Genomic DNA, 24965 nt, shown 5'->3' with positions numbered 1-24965 from the left:
AAGGAGGAATACCATGCTTACTCATTTAACGATAGATAATTTTGTTTTGATTCATCATATATCGGTTGATTTTTCAGATCGTTTCAACGTTTTCACTGGTGAAACTGGTGCAGGTAAATCGCTTCTCGTTGATGCATTAAATTTTGTCTCGGGACAGCGTAGCAGTGCATCTGTTGTCGGAAAAAACGGTAAAAGTGCACGTGTAGAAGTTGCTTTTGACCTTGAAAAAGCAATAAATCTTAAAAAGAAACTCGTCGTTTTTAATTTGTATGAAGAAGATGATGAGTACGCTGTTATTTCAAGAGAAATGAATCTTGAAGGGCGTAGTATCTGTAAAATAAACCACCGTGTTGTTAATCTATCGACGGTTAAATCGTGCTTGGATGGTGTACTCGATATTCATTCTCAACATGAGACACAATATCTACTGAACCCTAAAAACCATTTGAAATTACTCGATGAATTTGCCCAAAATGAAACGGAACGTTTGTATTACAATGAATTATTCAGGAAATATCAAGAAGCACAAATGCGTTTAAGAAATCTGGAAAACAGTAATATTAATCCTGATGAAATTGCATTCGCAAGTTTTCAACTTAAAGAGATACATGATTTAAATCCAAGCATTGATGACTATCATTCAATAAAGGAAAGTCTTGAAATGCTTACGAATTTTGAAAAAACAAAATCGTTTGTGAACGATCTCGAAGAAACATTGGATGGAGAGCAGGGTGTCGTTGGCCGTCTTTATGAATTTTTAGATACCATTGATTCTTTACCCGATAAAAATCTTCAGGAACGTTTTAAAAACGTCTATTATGAAGTGGAGGATATTCGCGACGAGTTAGTTCGTTATAACAGTAGTCTTGTTTTTGATGAGTATGAATACAATCTTTTACAAGATCGTGTTTATCAATATGATCAATTAATTCGTAAATATGGATCTCTTGAAGGTGTATTTAAGAAGCAAGATGCGCTTATCCAACAGATTGAACAAGCAGAACATTTCGATGATTTTAAAACTGATTTAGAGAATGAGATTAAGGCAATGTATGATCAACTGCTCGAAGCGGCCCGTAGCCTTTCTGAAACCAGAATTCAAGCGAAAAGTGATCTGGAACATGCTATTATCGAGCAACTTGATGACTTATTACTTGAAAATGCTCAATTTGTAATTGCACTTGAAAATTCAGAATTAACAGCTGATGGTGCGGAATCTGCACATTTTCTCGTATCGATGAATAAAGGGATTATGCCATCACCATTAGAACGTGTTGCAAGTGGTGGGGAGCTTTCTCGATTGATGTTAGGACTTAAAACGATTTTCAGTTCGATTTATGGGGTTTCTACAATTATTTTTGATGAAATCGATACAGGTGTTAGTGGACGTGTTGCGCTTAAAATTGGTTCGAAAATGAGTAGTCTTTCTCAGACATCTCAAGTGTTGACGATATCCCATTTAGCGGCGGTTGCAGCGTGTGCGGATCATCATTATCTTATATCTAAATCAGAATTCGAAGATGACGTTGTGACCGATATTAAGGAAATAACAGGGCAAGATCGAATTCACCAGATGGCGTTAATTATGTCGGGTAATGATACCGGTGCATCGTTAAAATCTGCTCAAGAACTTCTAAAGGAAGGTCAACAATTAAAATGGCACAAGTAATATTTCATATAGATATTAACGCGTTTTATGCAAGTGCTCATCTCATTACAGATTCAAGTCTATATGGAAAACCTGTAGTTGTTTGTAGTAACCAACGAGGATCTGTTGTTACGACTGCATCCTATGAGGCGCGCTCATTTGGCGTTAATTCCGCAATGCCACTTGCACATGCCAAACGTCTTTGCCCTAATTTGGAAGTCATTGAAGTTGATTTTGAGTTGTATCAAGAGTTATCGGTTAAATTTATGAATATTATTCGTTCTTATTCTGCTGTTATGCAACCTGCGAGTATTGATGAATGTTATGTTGATATGACAGAGGTTATAAAAAAATATGAGAAGCCACTTGATCTTGCCGTTGAAATTCAGAAAAATATCTGGGAAGCATTGCGACTTCCCATTTCTATTGGTGTAGCGCCAAATAAATTTCTAGCTAAGATGGCGAGCGACATGCAAAAACCTCGTGGTATTACAGTACTTAGAATTCGTGAAGTATCACAAAAATTATGGCCGCTTCCGATTGAATCAATGCACGGAATTGGTCAAAAAACGGTGCCTAAATTAAAACAAATGGGTATCGAGACTATTGGGGACCTTGCTTGTTTTAATCCCGATCATCTTAAGAGCATTTTGGGAGTCAATGCACAAAATTTTGTGCAAAAAGCAAATGGATATGATCACTCAGTGATCGATACTGATGTGACCATGAAATCAATCGGTCAATCGAAAACATTTAAGGATGCGATGACTGATCTTGATGAGATTCGCAATGCGATCTTAAATGAATTGGTTGAAGTAATGCTCCGGATGGAACGTCAAGATGTTGTTGGAAAGACGCTTTCATTCTCAATTCGACTCGATGATTATAAAACGGCAACCCGTTCCTTCACTTTTGAGGAATATACAAGAGATCAAAATTTAGTTTTCGAGAGGCTTATGAGTTTATATGATGAATTTGAAGGGGAAGGCGGCGTATCTTTCGTTTCAGTAACAATGACAAACTTATTGCCTAAAGATGAAATAATTGAACAGTTAAATATCTTTGATGATTTGGATGAAATTACGGTCAATGACATCATCCAGCGACTTAATAAGGAACTTAACCATGATCTTTTTAAGACGACTCGATCTGTTCTTAAGGAGCAAAGTCATGAAAAACAAAGCCAATGATTTTATTCACTACCTCCAATTTATTGACCCTAAAGCAGCATTAACCGTTGCATCTTATCGAAATGACTTAAATCAGTATATTGAGTATTTAGAGCACGAATCAGTTTCATCACTTGAATCTGTTGATGCTGAAGTAATTCGAAAATATATTGATGATATAAAGAATGACTATGCCGCATCAACAATACAGCATAAGATTGTAGTGATACGTCAGTTTCATCAATATTTACTGAACAGTGGTCAATTGCAACATGATCCAACAGCATTTGTTTCACTTAAAAACAAAGGGACACGTTTGCCTACAATTGTTTCAGATGATACGATCCGTAAACTTTTTTCTTTTGATCGAGTCACTGGAAAAGACTTTATGGATTACGCGATTCTATTGCTGCTTTATCGATGTGGTTTGCGTGTTTCAGAATGTGTTCATCTCGAGTTTTCGCAAGTGTATCTTGATCAAAAATGGTTACGAATTCTAGGTAAAGGAAATAAAGAACGCATGATTCCTTTATCTATTGATGCCATTGATGGCTTAAGTGAATATATAAATGTAATTCGTCCGCAGTGGATGATTCAACCAACAGAGCAAATATTTATTAACGCAAAAGGCAAGGGAATATCAAGACAATACATTGATTCTATGATAAAATCTAGATGTAAAGAAATGGGAATTTTAACTCCTATTTCAGCGCATACTTTGCGACATAGTTTCGCAACAGCTATCTTAGACACAGGCGTAGACTTGCGTATTATTCAAGAACTCCTCGGTCATCAAGATATCTCAACAACCCAGATTTATACTCACGTCAATAAAAAAACATTAAAACGAGAGTATGATCAGTTTTTAAAAGGTGGTTTTTCGAATCAAGGAGGGAATAGAGATGAAGAAATTTGATCGAATTATTACAGTAGTGATGGATTCAGTTGGAGCCGGAGCAGCACATGATGCTGCGAAATTTGGCGATGTAGGTACAGACACTTTAGGCCATATTGCGGACGCAATGAATGGTTTAAATATGCCTAACCTTGAGCAACTTGGACTCGGTAATTTGCATAATATTAAAGGTGTTTCACCGGTATCGGAACCTAAAGCATACTATACAAAAATGATTGAGGCTTCGAATGGTAAGGATACGATGACAGGTCATTGGGAAATGATGGGACTCTATATTGAAAACCCATTTATCACATTTACCGAAACTGGTTTTCCGAAAGAACTTTTAGACGAACTTCAAGAACGTACGGGTTATGAAATTATCGGTAATAAAGCAGCAAGTGGTACTGAAATTTTAGATGAGTTGGGTGAAGAACACATGGCGACGAAAAAGATGATCGTCTATACTTCTGCTGATTCTGTACTTCAAATTGCAGCGCACGAAGATGTTTTTGGACTTGATGAACTTTATCGATGCTGTGAAATTGCTCGTGAATTGACAATGAAGGACGAATGGAAAGTTGGTCGCGTCATTGCTCGTCCATTTGTGGGTGAGGGCAAAGGTGCTTTCAAACGCACTTCAAACCGTCATGACTATGCGCTTAAACCTTTTGGGAAAACTGCTTTAGATTCACTTAAGGAAAACGGTAATGATGTTATCAGTGTCGGAAAAATTTCAGACATTTTTGATGGCGAAGGGATTACTGAGTCATACCGTACAAAGAGTAATGAGCACGGGATGGAAGAAACAATCCGAATTACTAAAGACCATGATTTTAATGGATTTATGTTTGTAAATCTTGTGGATTTTGATGCAATGTATGGCCACCGTCGTGATCCAATTGGTTACGGTAAAGCCTTAGAAGCTTTCGATGTGCAACTCGGTACTTTACTACAACATATTGGTGATCGTGATTTACTTATTATTACAGCTGATCACGGTAATGATCCAACGCACACCGGCTCAGATCACACACGTGAAGAAGTACCCGTTCTCTATTATTCTCCTTCATTACAAGGTAAGGGTATGTTAGAAAAAAATAATACCTTCTCTGATTTAGGTGCAACCGTTGTAGATAATTTCGGTGCAAAACCTACGGAGTACGGTACATCAGTTCTTGATCAATTAAAATAATACAGCGCCAGGTAACTGGTGCTTTTTATAAAAAGGAGGGTCTATGAATTTTGTAGATTTTTGTGATGCGGTAAGTGTTATAAAGGGTTATGTACTCTATGATCCACTTCAAAACTTGCGGGAACAAGCTTATAACCCAGATTCTGTGACGAAACTGATAAGAGATGGAGAACGCATTTTCGTTGCGGATTTGAGCGTTTTAGAACGTTATACATTGAATCACAATCTTGCGTATCTTTACCGACTTAATCATCTCTATAAAGATGCTCTTTATTATACAGAAAAGTGTATCGATTATGCACACGGAACCACAGACTATGAAATTCAAATTAATAATCTCATCGATAAAGCGATTGTGCTCAAGTGCTTAAAATATTATGAGATTGCGATCGAACTCTTCGAATCACTTGAAGCCAATGAATTTTTAAGTGATGTTTCGGGAGCTCTGGATCGAATTTACCATGAACGCGCAAAGTGTTTACTAGAAATGAATGAGTTTACGCAAGCTAAACACTACTTCAACAAAGCTCTTGAAATCAGACTTCAATCAAATAACCGTGATCTAATTGATGAAACTGAAGAAGCTTTAGATTATGCGCAATCTATAGAATTTAAATTAATAAATGGACATGAATTTCCAATATATATGGATGATATGGTACTGGTTGATGCATATTATGTTCCGAGTGCAACTATAGAATCCTATATAAAAGATCGTGAATTCTTTGCAATGAAGGCACAAGATGTATTCAGTTCGTTTTGCTCACGGGTAGAACGAAAGTGGGAAAATACTGAAGAGGGTGAAGCCATTGTAGGTTATGACGAGAACAATAATATTGCTGCTTTAGTTTATCTCAACCCTAAAGGGATTGAAAATATGCTTTATGCCTATCAAAACCACGACCTTGAGTCCTATTTATTAAGACTGAATCAACTCAGTAAAGCAATACAATAACAAGATCTTTTGGATCTTGTTTTTTTTATTTTTGAAATATACTTGATTAAATAGAGTGACGTGCTATAATATCCATGTTTTTACGAATCGTATATCATCACTAATATGGAGTGATAGTTTCTAGCCGATACCAATGTAAATTTCGGACTACGATAGGAAAGTTTTTTTCCTATTGGTAAAAACTTTTTTTATATTAAAATAGAATCTTTTTTATCATATATGTGTCTAATAAGGAGACACGTTTCTACCTGATACCGTAAACATCAGACTATGATAGAGAGTGTTTTTTAGCTTTCTATCATTCTAATGATAGGAAGCTTTTATTTTTGTTAGGAGGCGTTCATGAAACGTTTTAAAAATTCGGTGTATCTGTTTCCGGGATTATTTCTTGTAATTGTTTTTATGATAATTCCACTTGTAATAATCATTATGCCCACATTTATCAATAATGGTTTTACGATTGAAAACTATACCGCCGTACTTACGGATTCGTTTTATCAAAGTATTTTGATACGAACAATTCGAATTGGTCTTGTTACTACTTTAGTTTGCTTCTTATTGGGTTTTCCAACAGCTTACTTCATTGTAACGGGATCGGCATTGAGACGAAAATTAACGATGGCGCTCGTATTGTTTCCATTATTCACAAACGCGGTGATTCGTGGATTTGCATGGATTACAATTTTGGGTAAAAATGGTTTTCTTAATCAGTTATTACTCGGTATGAAATTGATTCATGAACCAATCGGATTTATGTATACAGAATTTTCGATTATTATCGGTTCTGTTTATTTATTTCTTCCCGTTATGGTTAATACCTTAGTTTCTGTTTTATCTAAGGTTGATGGAAAGCTGATTGAAGCTGCACAAACACTTGGAGCTAAAAGTGGTGCAATATTTAAAGAAATTGTGCTACCACTCTCATTTCCGGGTATTGTCTTAGGTTCCGTTTTAGTCTTTACAGGTACGATTAGCGCTTACGTAACACCTTCATTGCTTGGTGGTAATAAGAATATGATGCTTTCGACGCTTTTGTATCAACAGTCAAATGAACTGATGAATTGGCAATCTGCAAGTGTCTTTGCATTTATTATGATTTTGTTATCAGCAGGCGTAATGAAAATGATGACATACCTCAGTAATCGAGTTGATAAAAGGGGGGTATCTCATGAATAGAAATCGATTTTTGGACAGTATCGCATACCTTGCAATTGCATTTATTGGCTTGCCGCTTCTGATTATTACCGTTACTGCATTTGGGGAAGCACCTATAATTGAATTTCCTATTCAGGGATTTACGATGAAATGGTTTATTAAAGTCTTCCAGTCTCAAGTTTTTATGGATAGTTTTGTTTTAAGTTTGAAAATCTCAGTACTTGCGACGATTTTATGTATGGTAATTGCGATTCCAGCCTCTTATGCATTAGTCGTAACAAAAGGCAAATGGAGTGAACGGTTTAAATCAATATTCTTAGCACCATCTCTGATTCCATCAATCGTTCTTGCCTATGCACTCTTTCAATACTTAGTGATTCAACTTCATATCAGTTTGAATATTGCACTTATTATTGGACATATGTTGATTGTATTCCCATATACGATACGCATTATATGTGCATCGCTTCATGATTTTGATCTAAGTATCCACGAGGCATCCATTATTCTGGGGTGTGGTCCATTGGAGGGGTTTATTAAAGTAGTTCTACCAAACATTAAAGATGCTTTACTCTCCGCAAGTATTATGGGATTTATTAATTCATTTAATAATTTACCAGTATCTATGTATCTCAAAGGACCTGGAATGAATACCTTACCGGGAGCATTGATGAATCATATTGAATATAATTTTGATCCCATTGTAAGTGCACTATCCGTTATTCTCATGGTATTTACGATGGTATTGATGATTATCATGGATAAAGGATTTAGTAGAAAAGGAGCCAAAATTTGATGAACTTTGCAGTATTAGATCGTATTTGTGTTTCCTATGACGGAAAACACAATGTGCTTCAAGACTTAGATTTAGAAATAAGAGAAGGGGAGCTATTATCATTATTGGGTCCTTCAGGATGTGGTAAATCCACAACATTACGCACAATCGCGGGATTTAATACGATTCGTTCGGGTACTTTCTATGTAGAAGATAAAAAAATGAATGACGTTAAAATAAATGATCGTGATTTTGGAATGGTATTTCAAAGTTATGCATTGTTTCCACATTTAAGTATTCGAGAAAATATTGCCTTTGGTTTAAAACAGCGTAAAGTTAGTCGCGAAGTAATGAATGGTGAAGTGGAATCGATGGCAAAAACGTGTGGACTCACTGAGCTTCTGGATCGTTATCCAAATCAGTTATCAGGTGGACAACAACAACGTGTTGCGCTAGCGCGTGCACTTGTCATTAAGCCAAAGTTATTGTTGCTTGATGAACCGCTTAGCAATCTTGACGCACAATTGCGTATTCAGATGCGAGAAGAAATTCGAAGAATACAACAAGAACTTAAAATTACAACGGTATTTGTTACTCATGATCAAGATGAATGTTTTGCAATCAGTGATCGCGTTGCAATTATGAATAATGGCAAAATCGAACAACTCGATGCACCAGAGGTTATTTACTCAAATCCTAAAACCCATTATGTTGCGGAATTTGTTGGATTTGAGAATATAAAACGAATTGAAGATATGAAGTATTTAAATAATGGAAAGGGTCTAATTACATCCGAAGATGAGTCAACTTCATCATCATTTGGCATTAGACCATCAGAAATTATCTTAGGAACTGGCATCAATGAAATAGTGGGTAAAGTCGTATCCGTTGCATATCTTGGTAGTTGCTATCAATACCAAGTCGATACTGAATGTGGCGTGTTTAAATTATGTACACAGGAGAAACTACAAATTGATTCAGTGGTTCCCTTTAGATTAGATCCAAAGTCAATTATTTTCATTTAGGAGGAAATTATGAAAAAGAAAATTGCTTTAGCACTTGTACTATTTATGGTTAGCGGTTGTTCACAAAAGAATGAAACCCAAGAGTTGGTTGTATCCTCATGGGGTCTAAGTGAAGAAGTACTCCGTGAGGAGGTTTATAAACCTTTTGAAACGAAACATAATGTAAAAATTGTTTTAGATAGTGGTAGTACTTCAGAACGTTTTGCGAAGTTTAGTAGTGGTGACAACAGTAATATTGACGTAATTGAACTCTCACAAAAAGCAGCAGATGATGGATACCAAGCGGATCTATTTGAGAAAATCGATCTACAAAAACTAACAAATGCATCATCATTAATTGATGCAGCTCAAGAAGTCACACGCAGAGGATATGGCGTACCATACACCATTAACAGTATTGGTATTGTTTATAATAGTGAAACTGTAAAGGAACCAATTACAACATGGAATGATTTATGGCGTGAAGATCTTGTTGGGAAAATCGCAATTCCTGAAATTGCATCCACATTTGGACCTGCGATGATTCAAATGGCCAATGATTATAGTGGGGGAGATGTCAGCAAGGATCATGGTGAGAAAGCATTTGAGGGACTAGAGTCCTTAAAAACAAATATTAAAAAGACGTATAAAAAATCTTCGGATCTCTCCGTTATGATGAGTACAGGGGAAATTGATGTTGCGGTTGTAGGGGACTTTGGTTTTGATGTTATTAAGAAGTCAGTACCAAGTGCAATCCTCGTATTTCCAGAAACAGGTACATACGCAAACTTTAACACAATCGAAATCAATAAGAATTCAAAGAATAAAGACCTTGCTTATAAATTTGTAGATTGGCGATTAAGTCAAGAATTACAAGAAAAAACAGCAGAGACACTGAACGAAGCACCCGTTAATAAAAATGTTGTGTTGAGTGATGCTGTCGCATTAAATAAAACTTATGGTAAGATCGCTGAGAATGCAAAAACTCTTAATTACGAAGTAATGAATCCACTAATGCCTGAGTGGATTGATCATTACAATCGTTTGATGAATCAATAATGATTACAAAATATACAGACGCGTTCCTTTATAATACATCACAGCGAACATTTGAGAAGGGTGACCTTTATATTCAAGACTCAATGATTTACCATATCGGTGAGGCAGATATCATTGTGGATCAAGAGATTGATGCAAAAGGAAAGTGGATTATACCAGGACTTATTGACATTCACATGCATATAGAAAGTTCAATGACCAATCCCAATGAATTTTCCAAAACAGTACTGCCAATGGGTACCACAACAATCGTAGCGGATGCTCATGAAATTGGAAATGTCTTTGGTACTCAAGGTCTTATTGATTTTATGGACATTGATACGCAACTTGATATCTTTTATGCAATTCCATCTTCAGTTCCATCTACAAATCCATTTCTAGAAACAACGGGTGGTATTGTTGATGAAGCAGCAGTTAAAGTTTTATGTAAACATCCCAAGGTAATTGCCCTGGGGGAAATTATGAACTTTAAAGATGTCATTTCCGATGAAGATACCATGACACGTATAATTATTGAAACATTTAAAACATGTAAACCAGGTTCTCCAATTGAAGGACATATTCCAAGAATCTCAGGACTTGAATTATCGCGGTTTATTCAAAGAGGTATTGGTTCTGATCATACACTTCAAACAAGAGCATCAATCCTAGAACGCACTCGAATGGGTGTTCTCGTTCAAATGCAAGAAAAATCACTCAATCAAGAGACCATTTCGACTCTGTGTAAGCATAATCTCCATGGAAGTTTTTGCTTAGTTACTGATGATGTAATGCCCGATGATTTAATTAACAAAGGTCATCTGAATCATCTTATTCAAATATGCATTGAGAATGGTATGCGGCCTGAAGATGCAATTTATGCGGCGACTTATGTTCCAGCTCAACGAATGCAACTTTATGATCGTGGTGTTCTTTCTCCAGGGAAACAAGCCGATTTCATTATCCTTGATGATTTGAATTCATTCTCAATTCATTCGGTATATAAGAAGGGAAGCAATATCAAAGATCTTCCCGAAGATTACTTTAATTTTAATGATCAATACATCTATAATACGATTAAACGAAAACCCATAAAACGTGATGATCTTATATTGCCAATCTCAAATTTAGAGGGAGATGAGGTTAAGTTAAGAATCATGCATCGTGAAACTACAAATACCTTTACAGAAGAGATGATAATTCCCGTTAAAACAAGGGAAGGGGTCTTACAGTGGCAGGAAGCTGGTTTAACGATGATTGCAGTGATTGAACGTTATGGTCATCAAAATCCGATAGCAATTGGATTTGTGGATAATGGCTTTACCGAAAAGGGTGCAGTCGCAACCTCGTGGACTCATGACCATCACAACATTTTAGTTATGGGAACAGATTTAGATGAAATTGTAAATGCAGTAAATTTATTAATTAAAGTGCAAGGTGGAATCATTTCATCCATTAAAAACAAACACCACACGGTACCACTTGCTTATGGTGGTATTGTTTCAACGAATTCGATGGAATCACTCGCGAGTGACGTAGCTCAAATTCGTAAAGATCTAAAAGGTCTTGGATATAAAGCTCAAAATGAGTTGATGAGTTTCTCAGTACTTGGTTTGTTAGTATCACCAAGTTTAAAAATATCCGACAAAGGATATGTAGATGTGAGAACACAAGAAATTAAGTCATTATTCGTATTCTAATAAATTACATAATATACATTATACGAAGTTGTTAATATAATAAGAAAAAGACCGAAGATTCATATAATTCGGTCTTTTTCTACTTTATTTGGACTTATTTAGAACTTTAAGTCCATTTTTACTCAATGCAAGTGTTACATCTGCCAATTTCGCAACTGATTTACTGTGTGTAACAATAATAATACCTTTATTCTGTGTATTCGCAAGTTTTTTAAAGATATCCATAATAACCGTAGCGTTTTCTTCGTCCAAATTACCCGTTGGTTCATCTGCGAGTATAAATGGTGCTGGTGATGCAAGCGACCTCGCTATTGCGACACGCTGTTGCTGTCCACCAGATAATTGGAGTACATTACGTTTAAAATCTTTAGAATCAATGCCCAGTTCAATTAATAATGAACCGGGTGCATTTTTTTGAACTAATCTAAGATTTTCTATGGGTGTCATATAGTCTATAAGATTATAATTCTGGAAAATAATCGTAATATTATCTTTTCGATGTGTACGGTAACCTTGTTGTTTGATATCAATGTTATTTAGATAAATTTGTCCGCTTTGTGGTGTATCCAGACCCGCTAATAACGACAGAATGGTCGTTTTTCCGCATCCTGATGGTCCACATATGGCGTAAACTTTACCAATTTCAAAATCATAATTGATGTTATTCAATACTTGATGTGACGCATTGTTTTTATAGGCATAACATACGTTTTTCATAGTTAAATTCATACTTTTCTCCTTATTAAGACATCTGAGATAGAATTTCTTTTGGTTTGAGTCGTAATATATAGTTCGAAGCACCAAGTACTGAGATGATAATAATCACACTACCGATGATGGCGACTTTTATTAATTCCGAGTGTGTAATGCTTACATCGATTGAATCAACGGTTTTAGTTGTGACACTTGTATTTGCATCACTACCAAAAGCCATTCCATTAAGTTCTTGGTTTTGTTGTCGAATCGTTTGTGTTTGTGCTTGTTTGATAATCGACGATCCAATGTTTCGCGCAATTTTATCGGTTGTCATAAATGATAACGAAAAGCTTAGGATTGCAATGATTAATACCTCAAGTACAAATTGTGATAGGATATTTAACTTACTTATACCCATCGACAACAAGATTCCGGTTTCATGAACTCGTGTACCAATCCATAACCAAAGCATGACAGAAAGCATGAGAATGCTCATGATAATAGAACCGATCACGAGTTTGTTTATAATACCGTCCATATTATCAAGCGATGATGTTAGGCCCATAAAGGTCTGGTCTGCCTTATGAACAACATATCTAACCCAATCAAGGTCCATGTTTTTCACATCCGTGATAATCGATTCAATTTCTTTAGGGTTATTGACATAAAACGTTGCACTTTCGTATAACGGTTTATGTTCCATACCACGAAGTGTAGCGGCCGTGTTTAGATCGGACAGCATTACATTTTCAAACAATTCTGAATAATGATTTGCGCGATCTTTATTAGACCCTTTAAAAATGCCAATTATTTCAAGTTTTTGAGACTTGATGATGTTTTGATGACGATCTTTAGATTCAGGTATTGTTATGACATCATGGAGTTTTAAACCGTTTAGCATCGCGAAATCATGATGTACCATTACTTTTTGAAAATCGTCTTCATTAAGATGTCGTCCCTCATGAAGTTGTAGTACTTCTGAAACAAATTTTGAATCCAATTCAGATTTACGTGTTCCTTCTAAATCAAAATGTGATTTTAATAAAGCTTCTTGATCATCTTGATACTTAATTCTACTTTCCTCAAGTTGTACTTTCTTAAGTTGTGGAATTTGCGCCTCTCCAACAATAGTTGTGTTATAGTCTCGTATTCCTTCATGTTTCGAAATTTTCTCAATCATCATTTGACTAATATTTCCAAAACCTCGATCACCGACACCCATATTTGTTTGTAAGTTGGTTTTTAACTCAAAACTTGCGTTAATGGACGCATTAATGGATTCTCGTGCATTGTGTGCAGACTTTCGAATTGTAATACTGCTTAAAATAGCTGTACTTATTAGAAAAAGAATCATAAAAATTAATACGGTCCGAGATTTTTTTCTAAAAATATAAATAAAAGAACGTCTCAATATAGACATTATAATACCTCCTGTAACGAAGACATCGTAGTGTATGTATATGAAACGTATATGAATTATTAAAAATATATTTTGAAAATAAATCGATTGTCTAAGTTTTGCACATGATACGTAATATTAAGGCGTTCGAGGTTTCGTTTCGTAATGTACAAACCAAGACCATTTCCAGTAATGCCCTGTCCCCTGCTTTTATCACATCGATAAAAGGGCTCAAATAATTTATCAGTCTCAATGGCTTGATCCGTTAGATAGGTGTTTGAAATAGTCAAACCTTGTTCCTGAAGTTCTATTACTATGGTCGTATTGGGAAGACTGTGAACCACTGCATTTCCGATAATATTATTCAGAACATCCTGTATTAAGCGTTTATTGGTATCGACTTCTAGTTGTGATGCTTTGAATTCTATGTCTAAGTGTTTATGTTCGATAAGCAATTGATTTTGCTTGATAATATCTGAAATTAGAGAATGAATTGCAACTGTATCATGGTGATGGTCTGGACTGATATCAACGGAACTAGCGTCGAGAATTTGTTTTAACTTGACGTTTGTATTACCAACCAACTCTAGTGCTTGGGGTAGATATTTTTCATGATTATTATACGGTCTGATACCGTATATCATATTTTCGAGAAGAATAGATAAGGATGTTAGTGGAGTTCTGAGCTCATGTGAAGCGGCTTTGAAGAACATCTCTTTCTGTTCTTCAAGATTCTCCATTCTTTTAAGATTATGCTGGAGTGTGCTGATTGCTTTGAGTAATGACGCATACATTTTGTTTATATGAAAACCTAATTGCGCAATTTCATCATTTGAATCACTTGAGAATGAAATACCCTCTTTAAATGCTGCCATATCATTGGTTATTTTGAGTAAATCGCGAATGGGTTTCGTTATTTTTTTACTATAAACAAAGGCAGCTATACCAGCAATAATGATGCAGAGTACGCTAGAATACGGTAATAATTTGAGTGTCAAAGCCTTTATTTCATGTACCGGTTGAACACTCATCATAACTTGAACGTTAATGGGTTCGTTAAAGTTGTTTTGAAATTGAAGTGTTTCCAGGATAACCCCTACTTTATTGAGTTCTCCTGGAGTTTGTACAAACAAATTGTTTTGAATCGCTTGAATCTCTTCAATGGTTAAATCTTCGTTGAACTCTATATGAAATTGCATTAAACCGTAGTAAGGATAGGATTGATTATTGATGGTCACCTTCATATTTGTATTATTGACATATGCGAAGGTTTCGCTTAGCTTTAGAATAGACTGATTATCCATATGATTCATATAAGATGTTAGCTCTTGAGTAATATTTTTCAAATCTTGGTGTTTTTGATTTAAATATAAGGTTGGTATAAATGAATAAAGAATCCCATGAATTAATAGAACAACCGAAATAAGAACAGAAAACGTATAAATAAAGTTTTTTTGAAGAAGATTAAGTTTATTCATGATTCAGTACCATGACATACCCAAGCCCTTTTACAGTCTTGATGCAATCCAACTGTAAGTGTTTGCGTATATTTTTAATGTATACATCAATAACCCGATCGTTTGGATATTGGTCATCCCAAAGTTCATTAAGAATTTGCTCACGGGATAGAATTTGATTTGGATTTTTAATGAAAAAGTGGATGATTTGAATCTCTTTTACTTTAAGATCGACCACTTCGTGATTGTAATAAGCAGTAAATGTGTCAAAATGAACTTCTGCTTGACCATAGTTCCAGATATTCTTAACACGGTTTTCATATCTTCTTAAAATCGCGGCGACTTTTTTCTCGAGAATCATTAAAGAAAATGGTTTAATGACATAATCATCAGCAAGATAGTCATAGGAAGTTGTCTGGGTCTTATCATCTCCAAGCGCAGTTACCATCATCACTGCGACATCTTTTGCATTTTTAAAATATTGTAGGAGTTGTAATCCATCTTCGTGAGGAATCATAATATCAAGTATAACAAGATCAAAGTCATGTTGGTCAAATGTGTTACGAGCAGAATGTCCATCTGCTGCACTGAGGACATGGTATTGGTGATGGGTTAAAAATGCCACAATGCCTTCACGTGTAATTTGATCATCCTCAATGACTAATATTTTTTTCATATTGATGCCTCCATATCTAGTTTGAGTATAGTGAACTTCTAAAACTGTGTCAATAGATTTCGAGTATGGGCCCAATAAAAAACAACCCGATTTGAATCGAGTTGTTTGTCTTTTAAGGCTTAATGTATGCATACCCTTCGGTCTGTTTTTCAATAAGTTCATAAACGCCAGTAGGTACTTTTCGAATACCCTCGCATAATTCATCTACATGAATATGATGGGCATTTAATGAGTTTTGACACGCAACGACATCAACCTTTTGTTCTAGGAGTTGTTTGAATACTGATTGATCTTCTGAAACGAAAAGGGTTATTGCATCACCATTAATTAAGAGTTCAAGATTTTCTAGATTTCTTTGACTTAAATTACGAATATTTGCAATACAATGATTTAATCGTTCAATTTGATTTAAATGAAAAATGACCTTCATAGGATACTCCTTAGTTTATATGGTACATCGTAAACGTACCGGTATCACACAATACATCATTATCGTCATATATTTTGATATCAACAACGCATGTTTTTCGTGTACGACTTAAAACCGTACCAATACATGTAATCGTTCCTGTTTGAATACCAGACATGTAATTAATATTCGCATTTAATGTGACGTAATTATCGCCACGACTGCTTGCCGTATAACCTGCTGTTGAATCTGCAAGCCCAAAATAAAGACCACCATGGACATAACCATAGTAATTCATCGATGCCTCATTAACATGAACAATACATTTCGCATAATCTTCTTTAACTTCAACACATTCAATCTTATTAACAGACATAAAATCTAATTTTTGATTCATTATAAACTCCTACTAATTTTTAAAACTGTGAATGGGTGCCGGAATACGTCCACCTCGATTAATAAAGGATTCACAGCTAAAAGGATTTACCTTCATGATAGGAGCATAACCCAACAACCCACCAAATTCAACCGTTTCGCCTACCCCTTTACCGTATGCTGGGATGATTCGTACTGCGGTAGTTTTATTATTGATCATTCCAATTGCAGCCTCATCACCAATAATGCCTGAGATTGTCGTCGCAGGTGTATCCCCTGGGATCGCAACCATATCTAAACCAACAGAACAAACACAAGTCATTGCTTCAAGTTTTTCAAGAGTAAGTGCCCCTTTTTCTACAGCAGAAATCATAACATGATCTTCGCTCACGGGGATAAAAGCACCACTTAGACCACCAACATAAGATGAAGCCATCACGCCACCCTTTTTCACATTGTCATTAAGCAGTGCTAATGCAAGTGTTGTACCGGGTGCACCCGGTTCTTCAAGGCCCATTTCTTGAAAGATTTCACCAATACTATCACCTACTGCGGGTGTTGGTGCGAGTGAAAGGTCGATGATACCGAAAGGATATCCTAGACGCTTCGATGCCTCTTGAGCAATCAACTGCCCAACTCGGGTAATTTTAAATGCAGTCTTCTTTATCGTCTCACAGAGTGTCTCAAAATCTTCACCACGTGCCGATTCCAATGCGCACTTAACAACACCGGGTCCACTAACTCCAACATTGATGACCGTATCAGCCTCACCAACACCGTGGTAAGCCCCTGCCATAAATGGATTGTCCTCGACTGAATTACAGAAGACAACAAGTTTAGCACATCCAATGGATTCGCGATCACCAGTTAGTTTGGCACAATCAAGAATCGTTTGACCAAGCTGTTTAACCACATCCATATTAATACCACTACGACTTGTACCAACATTAACACTCGCACATACACGATCGGTGACTGCTAATGCTTCAGGAATGCTTTGAATTAGCACTTCATCTGCAGCTGTACACCCTTTTTGAACAATAGCACTAAAACCACCAATAAAATCAACACCAACCTCTTTTGCGGCTTTATCGAGAATCTTTGCGGTTGAAACAAATGATGTCGCATTACATCCCGATGCAGCAATCGCAATAGGCGTAATAGAAATGCGTTTATTAACGACAGGAATTCCATACTCATGTGCAATTTCATCACCTATGCGTACTAAGTCCTTAGCACGTGACGTAATTTTATTATAGATTTTTTCATTAAAACGGTCTAAATCAGAATCTGCACAGTCTAATAAACTGATCCCCATAGTAATGGTACGAACATCTAAGTTTTGATTTGAAATCATTGATTGTGTTTCTTGAATTTCCAATTGATTAAGCATAAATCCTCCTAAATTCGGTGCATCGAGGAAAAAATATCCTCACGTTGCATCGTAATGACTACTCCAAGGGTGCTTGCCACCGATTGAAGTTGCTTTGATATTTCATCAAAGGGTTTTGAACATTGTGATAAATCAACAATCATAAGCATATTAAAATATGCATCAACAATTGTTTGGTTGATATCAAGAACATTAATCTGTTCTGATGATAAATATTGACATACTCCTGAGATAATTCCAACGTTATCTCGTCCTACTACTGTAATAATTGCTTTCATAATTCACCTCTCGGGATAATAATATCACATTCAAAATGGATTTGGACTTCAAACTTAAATATAAATCATTTATTGTTTACTTCGTTCATAAAAAAAGCTTTCTTATTATAGAAAGCTTAAATTAGAGATTTAAAGTGTGTTATTTGTTGAGATTTTAGACGTTACTTTGAGAGCAATCCAAACTGCAAGAAGTCCTGCAGTAAGTTTCCCAATCATCAACGGAAGGATCAACTGTGGTTGAAAATTAGCGGTGAATGCTAGATGGTCACCAATAACAAATGCTCCACAGACTGAAAATGCTGTAATTGCGATAATTTCACGATCGTCCATCGTATCATCGATCATTGTGAATGCGGCAATAACATTTGCGGAACTTGCTAGAATTCCGGTTGCAATCTTCCGTGAAATATTAAGTTTGTCTGATAGATTTTCAATAGGTTTCTTAAGTTTTGTTTCAATTAGATATACCATTGGCAAGGCACCACTTAACATTAAACCAATGTATCCTGCAACTTCAAGTGCACGTTCAATATCAACGCTATCAGCAATAATAGGATCTAAAGGATAGGTACCAAAAAGATTACTGAAAATATGTGTGAAGTGCTCAAGAATACTGATTGTAAGGATAACCTTTGTGAAGATTTCAATAAATTTTGAAAAGTATTGAAATCCTTTAATCATAAGTTCTGATTTTTTCCAAAGACCAATTGCCATAAGTAAACATATAATAATTAACGGTAGTAAGTTTTTCATAAGAATTACAAATGTCATATTTAATAATACTTGTGGTGCATTTGGGTCTGATGAAACAACGGTTCGGATCATTGGATTGAAAATCATAATAAGAATATTTGTAACTAAAACACCAAATGGAATTGTGATAAAACCAATCATCGTTCCGATTGAAAGTTGTCGATGATATTTTTCATCGATAATCTTAGTGGCAATTGGAATACTGAACACAATGGTGGCACCTGCCATATAACCTACAGTCATGGAAATAATCCATGCTTCATGGGTTTGTGCTAAAGCAGCAGCAAGTTGATATCCACCCATATCAACTGCAAGCAATGATGTCGCTGCCATTGCTGCGTCTGCACCAAATACGGTGAAAAGTGGTGCAATAAATTTTGAGATAAAAACATTGAGAATCGGTAACGCTGCCATAATTCCAGCAATGGGAATAAATAAACCACCAATTGATTCAATGCCTGCTGTGAATTGTTTACCTAATTCGGATTCACTATCCTTAATGGAGTAAAAACAACCAATAACAGCACAAGCCATTATGATGTAGATGACAAGATCACTAATTATTTTCATAGGTTTCCTCATAAAGCGCAAGCGCTTTGTTTCCATAGAATTTTGAGTTATTATACCAAATTGTCAGATATTCACCAACTGCCGCACCATTTGATTCTTGGAAAATAGCCCATACGAACCAATAATAGGATGCAATCGCGATGTATGCGATGAAGTGGCGTTGCATTGATGCATCCATAGGTGTCTTATTATAAAGTTCAAGAACCTGCATTGCCTCTTCATAAGTATAGTCCGAACATGCAATAAAGGTACCAATATCAACTCCAGGATCATCAACTCCTGCATATTCCCAGTCAATGAGGTATAAATCGTTTCCTGAAAACAGAATATTTGGGTCATAAAAGTCACAGTGACATAATCGTAAAGGAACATTATCCTTATCTGCATATCTTTTTACAGATTCAATTAGTTTAAATAACTCATCAAAATCACTGAATGCGTCTTTATTTTGTTGTGATAATTTACCAATAAAGTCGCATGATTTATTCCAAATATTAAACTCAAATTCACCGGATAATTGTTGATCATGCATGTCTTTAATCATTTCGAGTGCTTGCTTTACTTCATCCCATTGATGATAATCAAGTTTTCGAGCTTGATCAATAAAGTAAGATAATTTCCATCCTTTTTCGGGATCCATATAAATATAGGAATCATCAAAACCTAACTCCTTTGCTTTTTGTTGTGCAAAAAATTCAGATTTACGGTTTATGTATTCATCAGTTCCAACACCTGGATGACGGTAAATATAAGCCTTACCATCATATTCAAACTTTAGAGATAAATTGGTGAGACCGTCTTTAACAGGTACAGTACCCGTGATATCTGAAACTTTGCACTTGAGCACAGACATTATATTATTGAAGATTTCACTATCTTTAATTTCAAGATACGAAGCATCAAAGTCTTGAAGTTCTTCAAGTGAATCAAATTCTTTAATGATGTCTTTGGAATAGACTTCTGCGTACATTGTGAATTGATCCATATGTTCTACATAAACTTTTTCCCAAAGCTTAGATTTAGTCTCTTCTTTTGGATATTCTTGTTTTAAGAGTTCTCCAAAATCGTGTGAGAATGCCTGATCAAAGAAAACATGACCAACCATACAATTGTAAGTACCTGACCCGATGCCGATTTGAGTAATTAGCCCTTCATCCGTAAAATCTGCATAATATTCTCCGTTTTCATGTGTCATATGAACTTGTACTGGATAAGTCGTTTTATATTCGTACTGATTAAATACATTCTCTACGAAGTAGTTATCAGATGAGCAGATATATGTATTTTTTAATTGATCCAGAACCAGCATCAGTGTCGAAGTATTATTGTAACGATAATAATCATCATTGACTACAATTTTAAGGTTGTACTTGTCTTCTAAGTAGTAAAACTGTTCTTTCATGTATCCTAAAACGATTGTGATATCGGTAATACCACGCTCATGTAATTGACGGATTTGTCGTTCAATTAGAACTTCACCACGAACATTCAAAAGCCCTTTAGGACGTTCGTAGGAAAGCGGCGCAAAACGAGAAGACATTCCTGCAGCCATAATGATCGCATTATCGACACGATAAGCTTCCATAGCCTCTAAACCTTTTGATGTAATTTTCCCCATTTGATCGAGATAGTTCATATTTATGAGAGATTGGTATGATGATTTCATTGCTTCATTGTCTATTGCTAGAGCGTGTGTAGCGTCATTTAAACACTCACGCAAAATTTTAAATTGATAGATATTCATGAAATTCTCCTTTTAGTAATTTTATCATTTATGTTCAAGAAAGACAATGATATCAAGAAATTGAACAAAAGAAAAAACAACACTTTTTTGTGTTGTTTTCATACCAATAATTATTATTTTTTACGTCTGAAAAGTTCTATTAATTCACGTGGATTTTCGGAAGAAAGTATCGATCCAATCATGATAAAAATAACGAGAATAAAGTTTTTATAGTTAAATGTATGATCGACCATAAACTGGAACAGAAATGCCCATGCAGGATAACTGATATTAAGTCCCATGGCTTTACTTGGACCAATAAGAGATATGGATTTATAGTAAAATGAATACGAAATGGAACCGATGATTCCACTAATAAGAATCATTAAGAATATAGGGTGTTTCACAACTAAAAACTGAAGTTGAGAATAGCCAATTAGTGGCATTATGATCAGTCCATATGTAAGAAATGAAACGAGTTGACGAATCGCAAGTGCAATATGAGATGATACATCTTGTTTAAGTGCAGTACTGATAATTACAGCTTCACTTCCCCAACCAATAATGCATATAGAGATAAAGAATAAACCCGCTTGTAAGTTTATAACCCCTGAACTACCTGTAAATCCCATCAAGACAATCGCGGATATCGCAATAAGGAGGCCTAAAAGAGTGCGTTTATTAGGCTTTTCTTTTAATATTATAAAGCTTAATACAGCTCCAAATAGTGGATAAATCGCGGAAATGCTTGCGGAAATTGCAGGGCCAAGATGGTTTATGGATAAGATATAAGCACCCATGCCGATTGGGCCACCTAAAAGTGCTGCGATTGCGATAATCATACCCGACTTCGAAAACAGAACACGTATCAGATCGTTCCCCTGTTTTTGAATCACAATGAGGATTAGTAAAAATAGGAAGGACGCGCCATCATGGATAAATGTTGAGATAAGCGGTGCATTGGATCCAAAAGCTAAGAACATCGTGGATGCCAACACAACACCAATCATAACCGTATCGAGTCCCCAAAAAAGACCTGAAAATAAACCGGTAATCGTTCCCTTATTACGCATTGCGATGATCTCTCAAAACAACCTCATGATTGGAAACACGTTCTGATTCTGGAGGTAATTGCATATAGTCACCATAGTTTGAAGTCAGTATTTCATCATAAGCTGTTGGAATTAAGAATTCATGGCCTTCAAATATACCTGAAGTAACCGAATCTAAAACCTCATTACGAATAAATGTTGATTTGTAGATGGCGTCGTTATAATTGAACACTAGCATATTCGCATACTCTGTTTTTTCATCATTATATTTTTCAATCCAATATTGACGTTTTTTATACAGACTTGGAAGCAAGAAATTTACGCGATAAAAGATTCGATTTAGATGATAAAAAATATTTTTGATGATACGTTTCTCACCTTTGTCTTCATCGGTAACAAATGTATACACAAATAGAGAAATAAGTTTATTGTAAAAGCCTACTTTTTTCTTTTGTTCATCACGAAGTGTTATATCATCGGGAATTTTATCATAAGGAAATATATCAATCCAAACTCCATGATTTATATTAAGGTACTCAGTTGATTTTTCAACAAGCTCAACCTTATTACTTCGAATCTTGCTGAAGGCATGATAGTGATCTTTTTCAGTATCAAAGGATTGATAGAAGAAATCTTTATCCAGTTCCTCCAGTACAATTTTTTCGAATCGATTAAATTCACTGCGAGACATATTGACATCAATATCATCATCCCAAGGAATAAAGCCTTGATGACGGATTGATCCCAATAAAGTTCCTGACGAAAGTGAATAGATAATATTATGTTTTCGACAAATGCGGTCGAATTCGACGAGAACATTCAACTCTTCTTGCTGTAGTTTGTTCATTTAGTCCTCCATAGACAACGCTAAGCGTGCATATTTATGTGCATAGTGGTATTGATCCAATGCATAACTTCCAAACGATTCCCCGCTGGCTTGTTTAAATTGAGCCCATAAAGCCCAGAGATATCCTGATAAACTAACATACATAAATAGGATTTTAGACTCCTGTTTCGTAGGTTTTCGTTCAAGATAGATTTCAAGTAATTTTAAGATTTGATCATCTTGATGTCCTGAGTAAATTGCGTGCATCGCGATATCTAATATTGGATCCCCCATGGCTGCATACTCCCAATCTAAAAGCCGTAAAGAACCATCATATAATTTCACGAAATTCGATTCCACTGGATCGATATGACATAAAACTTTCGGACGATCAAGTGTGCTAAGATACGATATTTCTTCATCAATGAGTCTTGATACCTCATTGATATCATCGAATAAAATCGCATTAGAATCTTTACATAGAGTCATATAATATGTAATGCGCTCTTCTAAATTAAAGGAATGACTCACTGAAATATCACTTGTGTGCAACATTCGTAAGATACTAAAAGCTTGCGGTATATCATCTTGGGTAATCGACTCACAATTATCATAATAACGTGAAATTTTATAACCGTTTTCTGGGTTGATATAATAAAGCTTATCCGATAACTTTAAGTGATTAATTGCCTGATACACTTCTGCCTCTTCGCGTCGGTTTATCAGCTGTTCAGTTCCTTTTCCAGGAGCCCGAAACACATAAGACTTGTTATTGACTCTAAAGATAAAGGAATCATTTGTCATCCCTTTTTTCATGGACTCAATTCCGGTTATCTCATTTGATGTAACTCCGAAGACATTACAAATAATTGAAATCATTTCATTTTTTGTCTCGGTAATATATGTCGTATCAAAAACACGTAACTCTTCAATTGATTCGAACTCGAAGATTGACTCGGGTTCGACCTCGTTTGAATATATTTGAATTTGACTGATTCGATCGAGCCAGCAGTTCTCCCAGTAATACTGCTCTTTTCCAGCAATCTTAATATCATGATTAACTGCTTTAATTATTTTTTGAGATGTTTCGGCGTCAAAAAATGTGGGTCCATAAAGGCCAAGTACATCCTTGCCACCAATTTCCATCTCGGTAATAAGACCGTTTGGTGTAGTTTTTGCAGTCCATTCATCCGTTTCACCTTCAAAAAATGTTGTAGCGTACCAAGATTTAAATTCATATTTATGGAACATATTTTCCATAATATAGATATCTGATGGCATTATTAAAGTGTTTTTCATAACATCTTGTGCATGATAAATCGTAGAGATATTGTTGTATCGATTATAATCTGGATTATGAATTAATTTGACTCCGTATTTCGTTACGAGATATTCAAATTTCTCTTTGAGATAACCGACTACGACATATATTTCTTTAATGCCTACTTCTTGAAGTTGTTTGATGAGACGCTCGACAATGCGCTCACCGTGAACTTCCATAAGACCTTTAGGTGTTTCATAGGTATAAGGTACAAACCTTGATCCAAACCCTGCAGCCATAATAATTGCGTTATCGACTTCGTATTCTTTAAGAAACCTAAGTCCTTCTTTTGTAATTTTGAAATTATTTACATATCCTTGATTGATGCAATCATTCAAGAGTGAATTGACTTTCCCTAGGGAAAAATTTGTGTGTTTACTTAATTCACGCTGTGATGAAATTTCTTGCTCAAGTAACGTTCTGAGAATATAAAATTTCGAAAACATAAAACCCTCCGTTCAATTTTGCTTACATATTGTAACATTTGAACGGAGGGTTTTCAA

Annotated in this window: 23 protein-coding genes and 2 riboswitches; of the genes, 10 read left to right on the top strand and 13 right to left on the bottom strand. The window is 35.4% G+C overall.

Annotation, left to right across the window (positions count from 1 at the left end):
* Nucleotides 1-13 precede the first annotated feature (13 nt).
* From recN to LLS04_RS07615, 10 genes are all read left to right on the top strand, one after another.
* Nucleotides 14-1669 (top strand): DNA repair protein RecN, encoded by a 1656-nt coding sequence (recN, locus tag LLS04_RS07660; RefSeq protein ID WP_323611118.1) that lies wholly within the window; start codon nucleotides 14-16, stop codon nucleotides 1667-1669.
* Nucleotides 1657-2838 carry a DNA polymerase IV gene (gene dinB / locus LLS04_RS07655; protein WP_323611117.1) on the top strand — a complete coding sequence of 394 codons (1182 nt, stop codon included), beginning with the start codon at nucleotides 1657-1659 and terminating at the stop codon, nucleotides 2836-2838. The genes recN and dinB overlap by 13 nt, the downstream gene beginning before the upstream one ends.
* Nucleotides 2819-3733 carry a tyrosine-type recombinase/integrase gene (locus LLS04_RS07650; RefSeq protein ID WP_323611112.1) on the top strand — a complete coding sequence of 305 codons (915 nt, stop codon included), beginning with the start codon at nucleotides 2819-2821 and terminating at the stop codon, nucleotides 3731-3733. Before dinB ends, LLS04_RS07650 begins: the two co-directional genes overlap by 20 nt.
* Nucleotides 3720-4907: a phosphopentomutase gene (locus LLS04_RS07645; protein WP_323611111.1), complete on the top strand. Its 1188-nt coding sequence runs from the start codon at nucleotides 3720-3722 to the stop codon at nucleotides 4905-4907. Before LLS04_RS07650 ends, LLS04_RS07645 begins: the two co-directional genes overlap by 14 nt.
* 43 nt (nucleotides 4908-4950) lie before the next feature.
* Entirely contained in the window at nucleotides 4951-5862 is a 912-nt protein-coding gene (locus LLS04_RS07640; RefSeq protein ID WP_323611110.1) for a hypothetical protein, read from the top strand.
* Between the two features lie 67 nt (nucleotides 5863-5929).
* Nucleotides 5930-6032, top strand: a riboswitch (purine riboswitch).
* A gap of 23 nt (nucleotides 6033-6055) precedes the next feature.
* A riboswitch (purine riboswitch) is annotated at nucleotides 6056-6153 on the top strand.
* A 51-nt stretch (nucleotides 6154-6204) separates the two neighbouring features.
* A complete protein-coding gene (locus LLS04_RS07635) occupies nucleotides 6205-7038 on the top strand; it encodes an ABC transporter permease (protein WP_323611108.1) in 834 nt (277 codons plus the stop codon).
* Complete coding sequence (locus LLS04_RS07630) at nucleotides 7031-7813, top strand: ABC transporter permease (protein WP_323611107.1); 783 nt, start codon at nucleotides 7031-7033, stop codon at nucleotides 7811-7813. The genes LLS04_RS07635 and LLS04_RS07630 overlap by 8 nt, the downstream gene beginning before the upstream one ends.
* Nucleotides 7813-8817: an ABC transporter ATP-binding protein gene (locus LLS04_RS07625; RefSeq protein ID WP_323611106.1), complete on the top strand. Its 1005-nt coding sequence runs from the start codon at nucleotides 7813-7815 to the stop codon at nucleotides 8815-8817. Before LLS04_RS07630 ends, LLS04_RS07625 begins: the two co-directional genes overlap by 1 nt.
* A 9-nt stretch (nucleotides 8818-8826) precedes the next feature.
* A complete protein-coding gene (locus LLS04_RS07620) occupies nucleotides 8827-9855 on the top strand; it encodes an ABC transporter substrate-binding protein (protein WP_323611105.1) in 1029 nt (342 codons plus the stop codon).
* Nucleotides 9855-11534 carry an adenine deaminase C-terminal domain-containing protein gene (locus LLS04_RS07615; protein ID WP_323611104.1) on the top strand — a complete coding sequence of 560 codons (1680 nt, stop codon included), beginning with the start codon at nucleotides 9855-9857 and terminating at the stop codon, nucleotides 11532-11534. The genes LLS04_RS07620 and LLS04_RS07615 overlap by 1 nt, the downstream gene beginning before the upstream one ends.
* Before the next feature lie 84 nt (nucleotides 11535-11618).
* Here LLS04_RS07615 and LLS04_RS07610 read toward each other — a convergent pair whose 3' ends face one another.
* The 13 genes from LLS04_RS07610 to LLS04_RS07550 all read right to left on the bottom strand — a co-directional run bounded on the left by LLS04_RS07610 (nucleotide 11619) and on the right by LLS04_RS07550 (nucleotide 24908).
* Nucleotides 11619-12263: an ABC transporter ATP-binding protein gene (locus tag LLS04_RS07610; protein ID WP_323611103.1), complete on the bottom strand. Its 645-nt coding sequence runs from the start codon at nucleotides 12261-12263 to the stop codon at nucleotides 11619-11621.
* A gap of 13 nt (nucleotides 12264-12276) precedes the next feature.
* Nucleotides 12277-13650: an ABC transporter permease gene (locus LLS04_RS07605; RefSeq protein WP_323611102.1), complete on the bottom strand. Its 1374-nt coding sequence runs from the start codon at nucleotides 13648-13650 to the stop codon at nucleotides 12277-12279.
* Between the two features lie 59 nt (nucleotides 13651-13709).
* Nucleotides 13710-15107, bottom strand: coding sequence for a sensor histidine kinase (locus LLS04_RS07600; protein WP_323611101.1), 1398 nt, complete (start codon nucleotides 15105-15107; stop codon nucleotides 13710-13712).
* On the bottom strand, nucleotides 15100-15762 hold the full coding sequence (locus LLS04_RS07595; RefSeq protein ID WP_323611100.1) for a response regulator transcription factor: 663 nt from the start codon (nucleotides 15760-15762) through the stop codon (nucleotides 15100-15102). The genes LLS04_RS07600 and LLS04_RS07595 overlap by 8 nt, the downstream gene beginning before the upstream one ends.
* Nucleotides 15763-15874: 112 nt before the next feature.
* Nucleotides 15875-16192: a DsrE family protein gene (locus LLS04_RS07590; protein ID WP_323611099.1), complete on the bottom strand. Its 318-nt coding sequence runs from the start codon at nucleotides 16190-16192 to the stop codon at nucleotides 15875-15877.
* Nucleotides 16193-16202: 10 nt separating this feature from the next.
* Nucleotides 16203-16568 carry a PaaI family thioesterase gene (locus LLS04_RS07585; protein ID WP_323611098.1) on the bottom strand — a complete coding sequence of 122 codons (366 nt, stop codon included), beginning with the start codon at nucleotides 16566-16568 and terminating at the stop codon, nucleotides 16203-16205.
* A gap of 12 nt (nucleotides 16569-16580) precedes the next feature.
* The gene (locus tag LLS04_RS07580) at nucleotides 16581-17939 is read right to left on the bottom strand and encodes a PFL family protein (protein ID WP_323611097.1); all 1359 of its coding nucleotides are present in this window, start codon (nucleotides 17937-17939) and stop codon (nucleotides 16581-16583) included.
* A gap of 8 nt (nucleotides 17940-17947) precedes the next feature.
* Entirely contained in the window at nucleotides 17948-18217 is a 270-nt protein-coding gene (locus LLS04_RS07575; protein WP_003773653.1) for an ACT domain-containing protein, read from the bottom strand.
* Nucleotides 18218-18346: 129 nt separating this feature from the next.
* Nucleotides 18347-19540 (bottom strand): ethanolamine utilization protein EutH, encoded by a 1194-nt coding sequence (locus LLS04_RS07570; protein ID WP_123171468.1) that lies wholly within the window; start codon nucleotides 19538-19540, stop codon nucleotides 18347-18349.
* On the bottom strand, nucleotides 19527-21284 hold the full coding sequence (locus LLS04_RS07565; RefSeq protein ID WP_323611096.1) for a phosphotransferase: 1758 nt from the start codon (nucleotides 21282-21284) through the stop codon (nucleotides 19527-19529). The genes LLS04_RS07570 and LLS04_RS07565 overlap by 14 nt, the downstream gene beginning before the upstream one ends.
* A 113-nt stretch (nucleotides 21285-21397) precedes the next feature.
* On the bottom strand, nucleotides 21398-22336 hold the full coding sequence (locus LLS04_RS07560) for a DMT family transporter (RefSeq protein WP_323611095.1): 939 nt from the start codon (nucleotides 22334-22336) through the stop codon (nucleotides 21398-21400).
* Nucleotides 22329-23162: a LicD family protein gene (locus LLS04_RS07555; RefSeq protein ID WP_323611094.1), complete on the bottom strand. Its 834-nt coding sequence runs from the start codon at nucleotides 23160-23162 to the stop codon at nucleotides 22329-22331. The genes LLS04_RS07560 and LLS04_RS07555 overlap by 8 nt, the downstream gene beginning before the upstream one ends.
* Nucleotides 23163-24908, bottom strand: coding sequence for an NTP transferase domain-containing protein (locus tag LLS04_RS07550; RefSeq protein ID WP_323611093.1), 1746 nt, complete (start codon nucleotides 24906-24908; stop codon nucleotides 23163-23165).
* Between the last annotated feature and the right edge of the window lie 57 nt (nucleotides 24909-24965).

The organism is Erysipelothrix enhydrae (assembly GCF_035066605.1).
GTDB lineage: Bacteria > Bacillota_I > Bacilli_A > Erysipelotrichales > Erysipelotrichaceae > Erysipelothrix > Erysipelothrix amsterdamensis.
Note: the sequence above shows the minus strand (reverse complement) of the source record. Positions and strands in the feature narration are given on the sequence as shown.

What these genes read in the sequence shown, in the direction of transcription:
- recN (WP_323611118.1), top strand. Translation starts at nt 14, where the DNA reads ATGCTTACTCATTTAACGATAGATAATTTTGTTTTGATTCATCATATA.
- dinB (WP_323611117.1), top strand. Translation starts at nt 1,657, where the DNA reads ATGGCACAAGTAATATTTCATATAGATATTAACGCGTTTTATGCAAGT.
- LLS04_RS07650 (WP_323611112.1), top strand. Translation starts at nt 2,819, where the DNA reads ATGAAAAACAAAGCCAATGATTTTATTCACTACCTCCAATTTATTGAC.
- LLS04_RS07645 (WP_323611111.1), top strand. Translation starts at nt 3,720, where the DNA reads ATGAAGAAATTTGATCGAATTATTACAGTAGTGATGGATTCAGTTGGA.
- LLS04_RS07640 (WP_323611110.1), top strand. Translation starts at nt 4,951, where the DNA reads ATGAATTTTGTAGATTTTTGTGATGCGGTAAGTGTTATAAAGGGTTAT.
- LLS04_RS07635 (WP_323611108.1), top strand. Translation starts at nt 6,205, where the DNA reads ATGAAACGTTTTAAAAATTCGGTGTATCTGTTTCCGGGATTATTTCTT.
- LLS04_RS07630 (WP_323611107.1), top strand. Translation starts at nt 7,031, where the DNA reads ATGAATAGAAATCGATTTTTGGACAGTATCGCATACCTTGCAATTGCA.
- LLS04_RS07625 (WP_323611106.1), top strand. Translation starts at nt 7,813, where the DNA reads ATGAACTTTGCAGTATTAGATCGTATTTGTGTTTCCTATGACGGAAAA.
- LLS04_RS07620 (WP_323611105.1), top strand. Translation starts at nt 8,827, where the DNA reads ATGAAAAAGAAAATTGCTTTAGCACTTGTACTATTTATGGTTAGCGGT.
- LLS04_RS07615 (WP_323611104.1), top strand. Translation starts at nt 9,855, where the DNA reads ATGATTACAAAATATACAGACGCGTTCCTTTATAATACATCACAGCGA.
- LLS04_RS07610 (WP_323611103.1), bottom strand. Translation starts at nt 12,263, where the DNA reads ATGAATTTAACTATGAAAAACGTATGTTATGCCTATAAAAACAATGCG.
- LLS04_RS07605 (WP_323611102.1), bottom strand. Translation starts at nt 13,650, where the DNA reads ATGTCTATATTGAGACGTTCTTTTATTTATATTTTTAGAAAAAAATCT.
- LLS04_RS07600 (WP_323611101.1), bottom strand. Translation starts at nt 15,107, where the DNA reads ATGAATAAACTTAATCTTCTTCAAAAAAACTTTATTTATACGTTTTCT.
- LLS04_RS07595 (WP_323611100.1), bottom strand. Translation starts at nt 15,762, where the DNA reads ATGAAAAAAATATTAGTCATTGAGGATGATCAAATTACACGTGAAGGC.
- LLS04_RS07590 (WP_323611099.1), bottom strand. Translation starts at nt 16,192, where the DNA reads ATGAAGGTCATTTTTCATTTAAATCAAATTGAACGATTAAATCATTGT.
- LLS04_RS07585 (WP_323611098.1), bottom strand. Translation starts at nt 16,568, where the DNA reads ATGAATCAAAAATTAGATTTTATGTCTGTTAATAAGATTGAATGTGTT.
- LLS04_RS07580 (WP_323611097.1), bottom strand. Translation starts at nt 17,939, where the DNA reads ATGCTTAATCAATTGGAAATTCAAGAAACACAATCAATGATTTCAAAT.
- LLS04_RS07575 (WP_003773653.1), bottom strand. Translation starts at nt 18,217, where the DNA reads ATGAAAGCAATTATTACAGTAGTAGGACGAGATAACGTTGGAATTATC.
- LLS04_RS07570 (WP_123171468.1), bottom strand. Translation starts at nt 19,540, where the DNA reads ATGAAAATAATTAGTGATCTTGTCATCTACATCATAATGGCTTGTGCT.
- LLS04_RS07565 (WP_323611096.1), bottom strand. Translation starts at nt 21,284, where the DNA reads ATGAATATCTATCAATTTAAAATTTTGCGTGAGTGTTTAAATGACGCT.
- LLS04_RS07560 (WP_323611095.1), bottom strand. Translation starts at nt 22,336, where the DNA reads ATGCGTAATAAGGGAACGATTACCGGTTTATTTTCAGGTCTTTTTTGG.
- LLS04_RS07555 (WP_323611094.1), bottom strand. Translation starts at nt 23,162, where the DNA reads ATGAACAAACTACAGCAAGAAGAGTTGAATGTTCTCGTCGAATTCGAC.
- LLS04_RS07550 (WP_323611093.1), bottom strand. Translation starts at nt 24,908, where the DNA reads ATGTTTTCGAAATTTTATATTCTCAGAACGTTACTTGAGCAAGAAATT.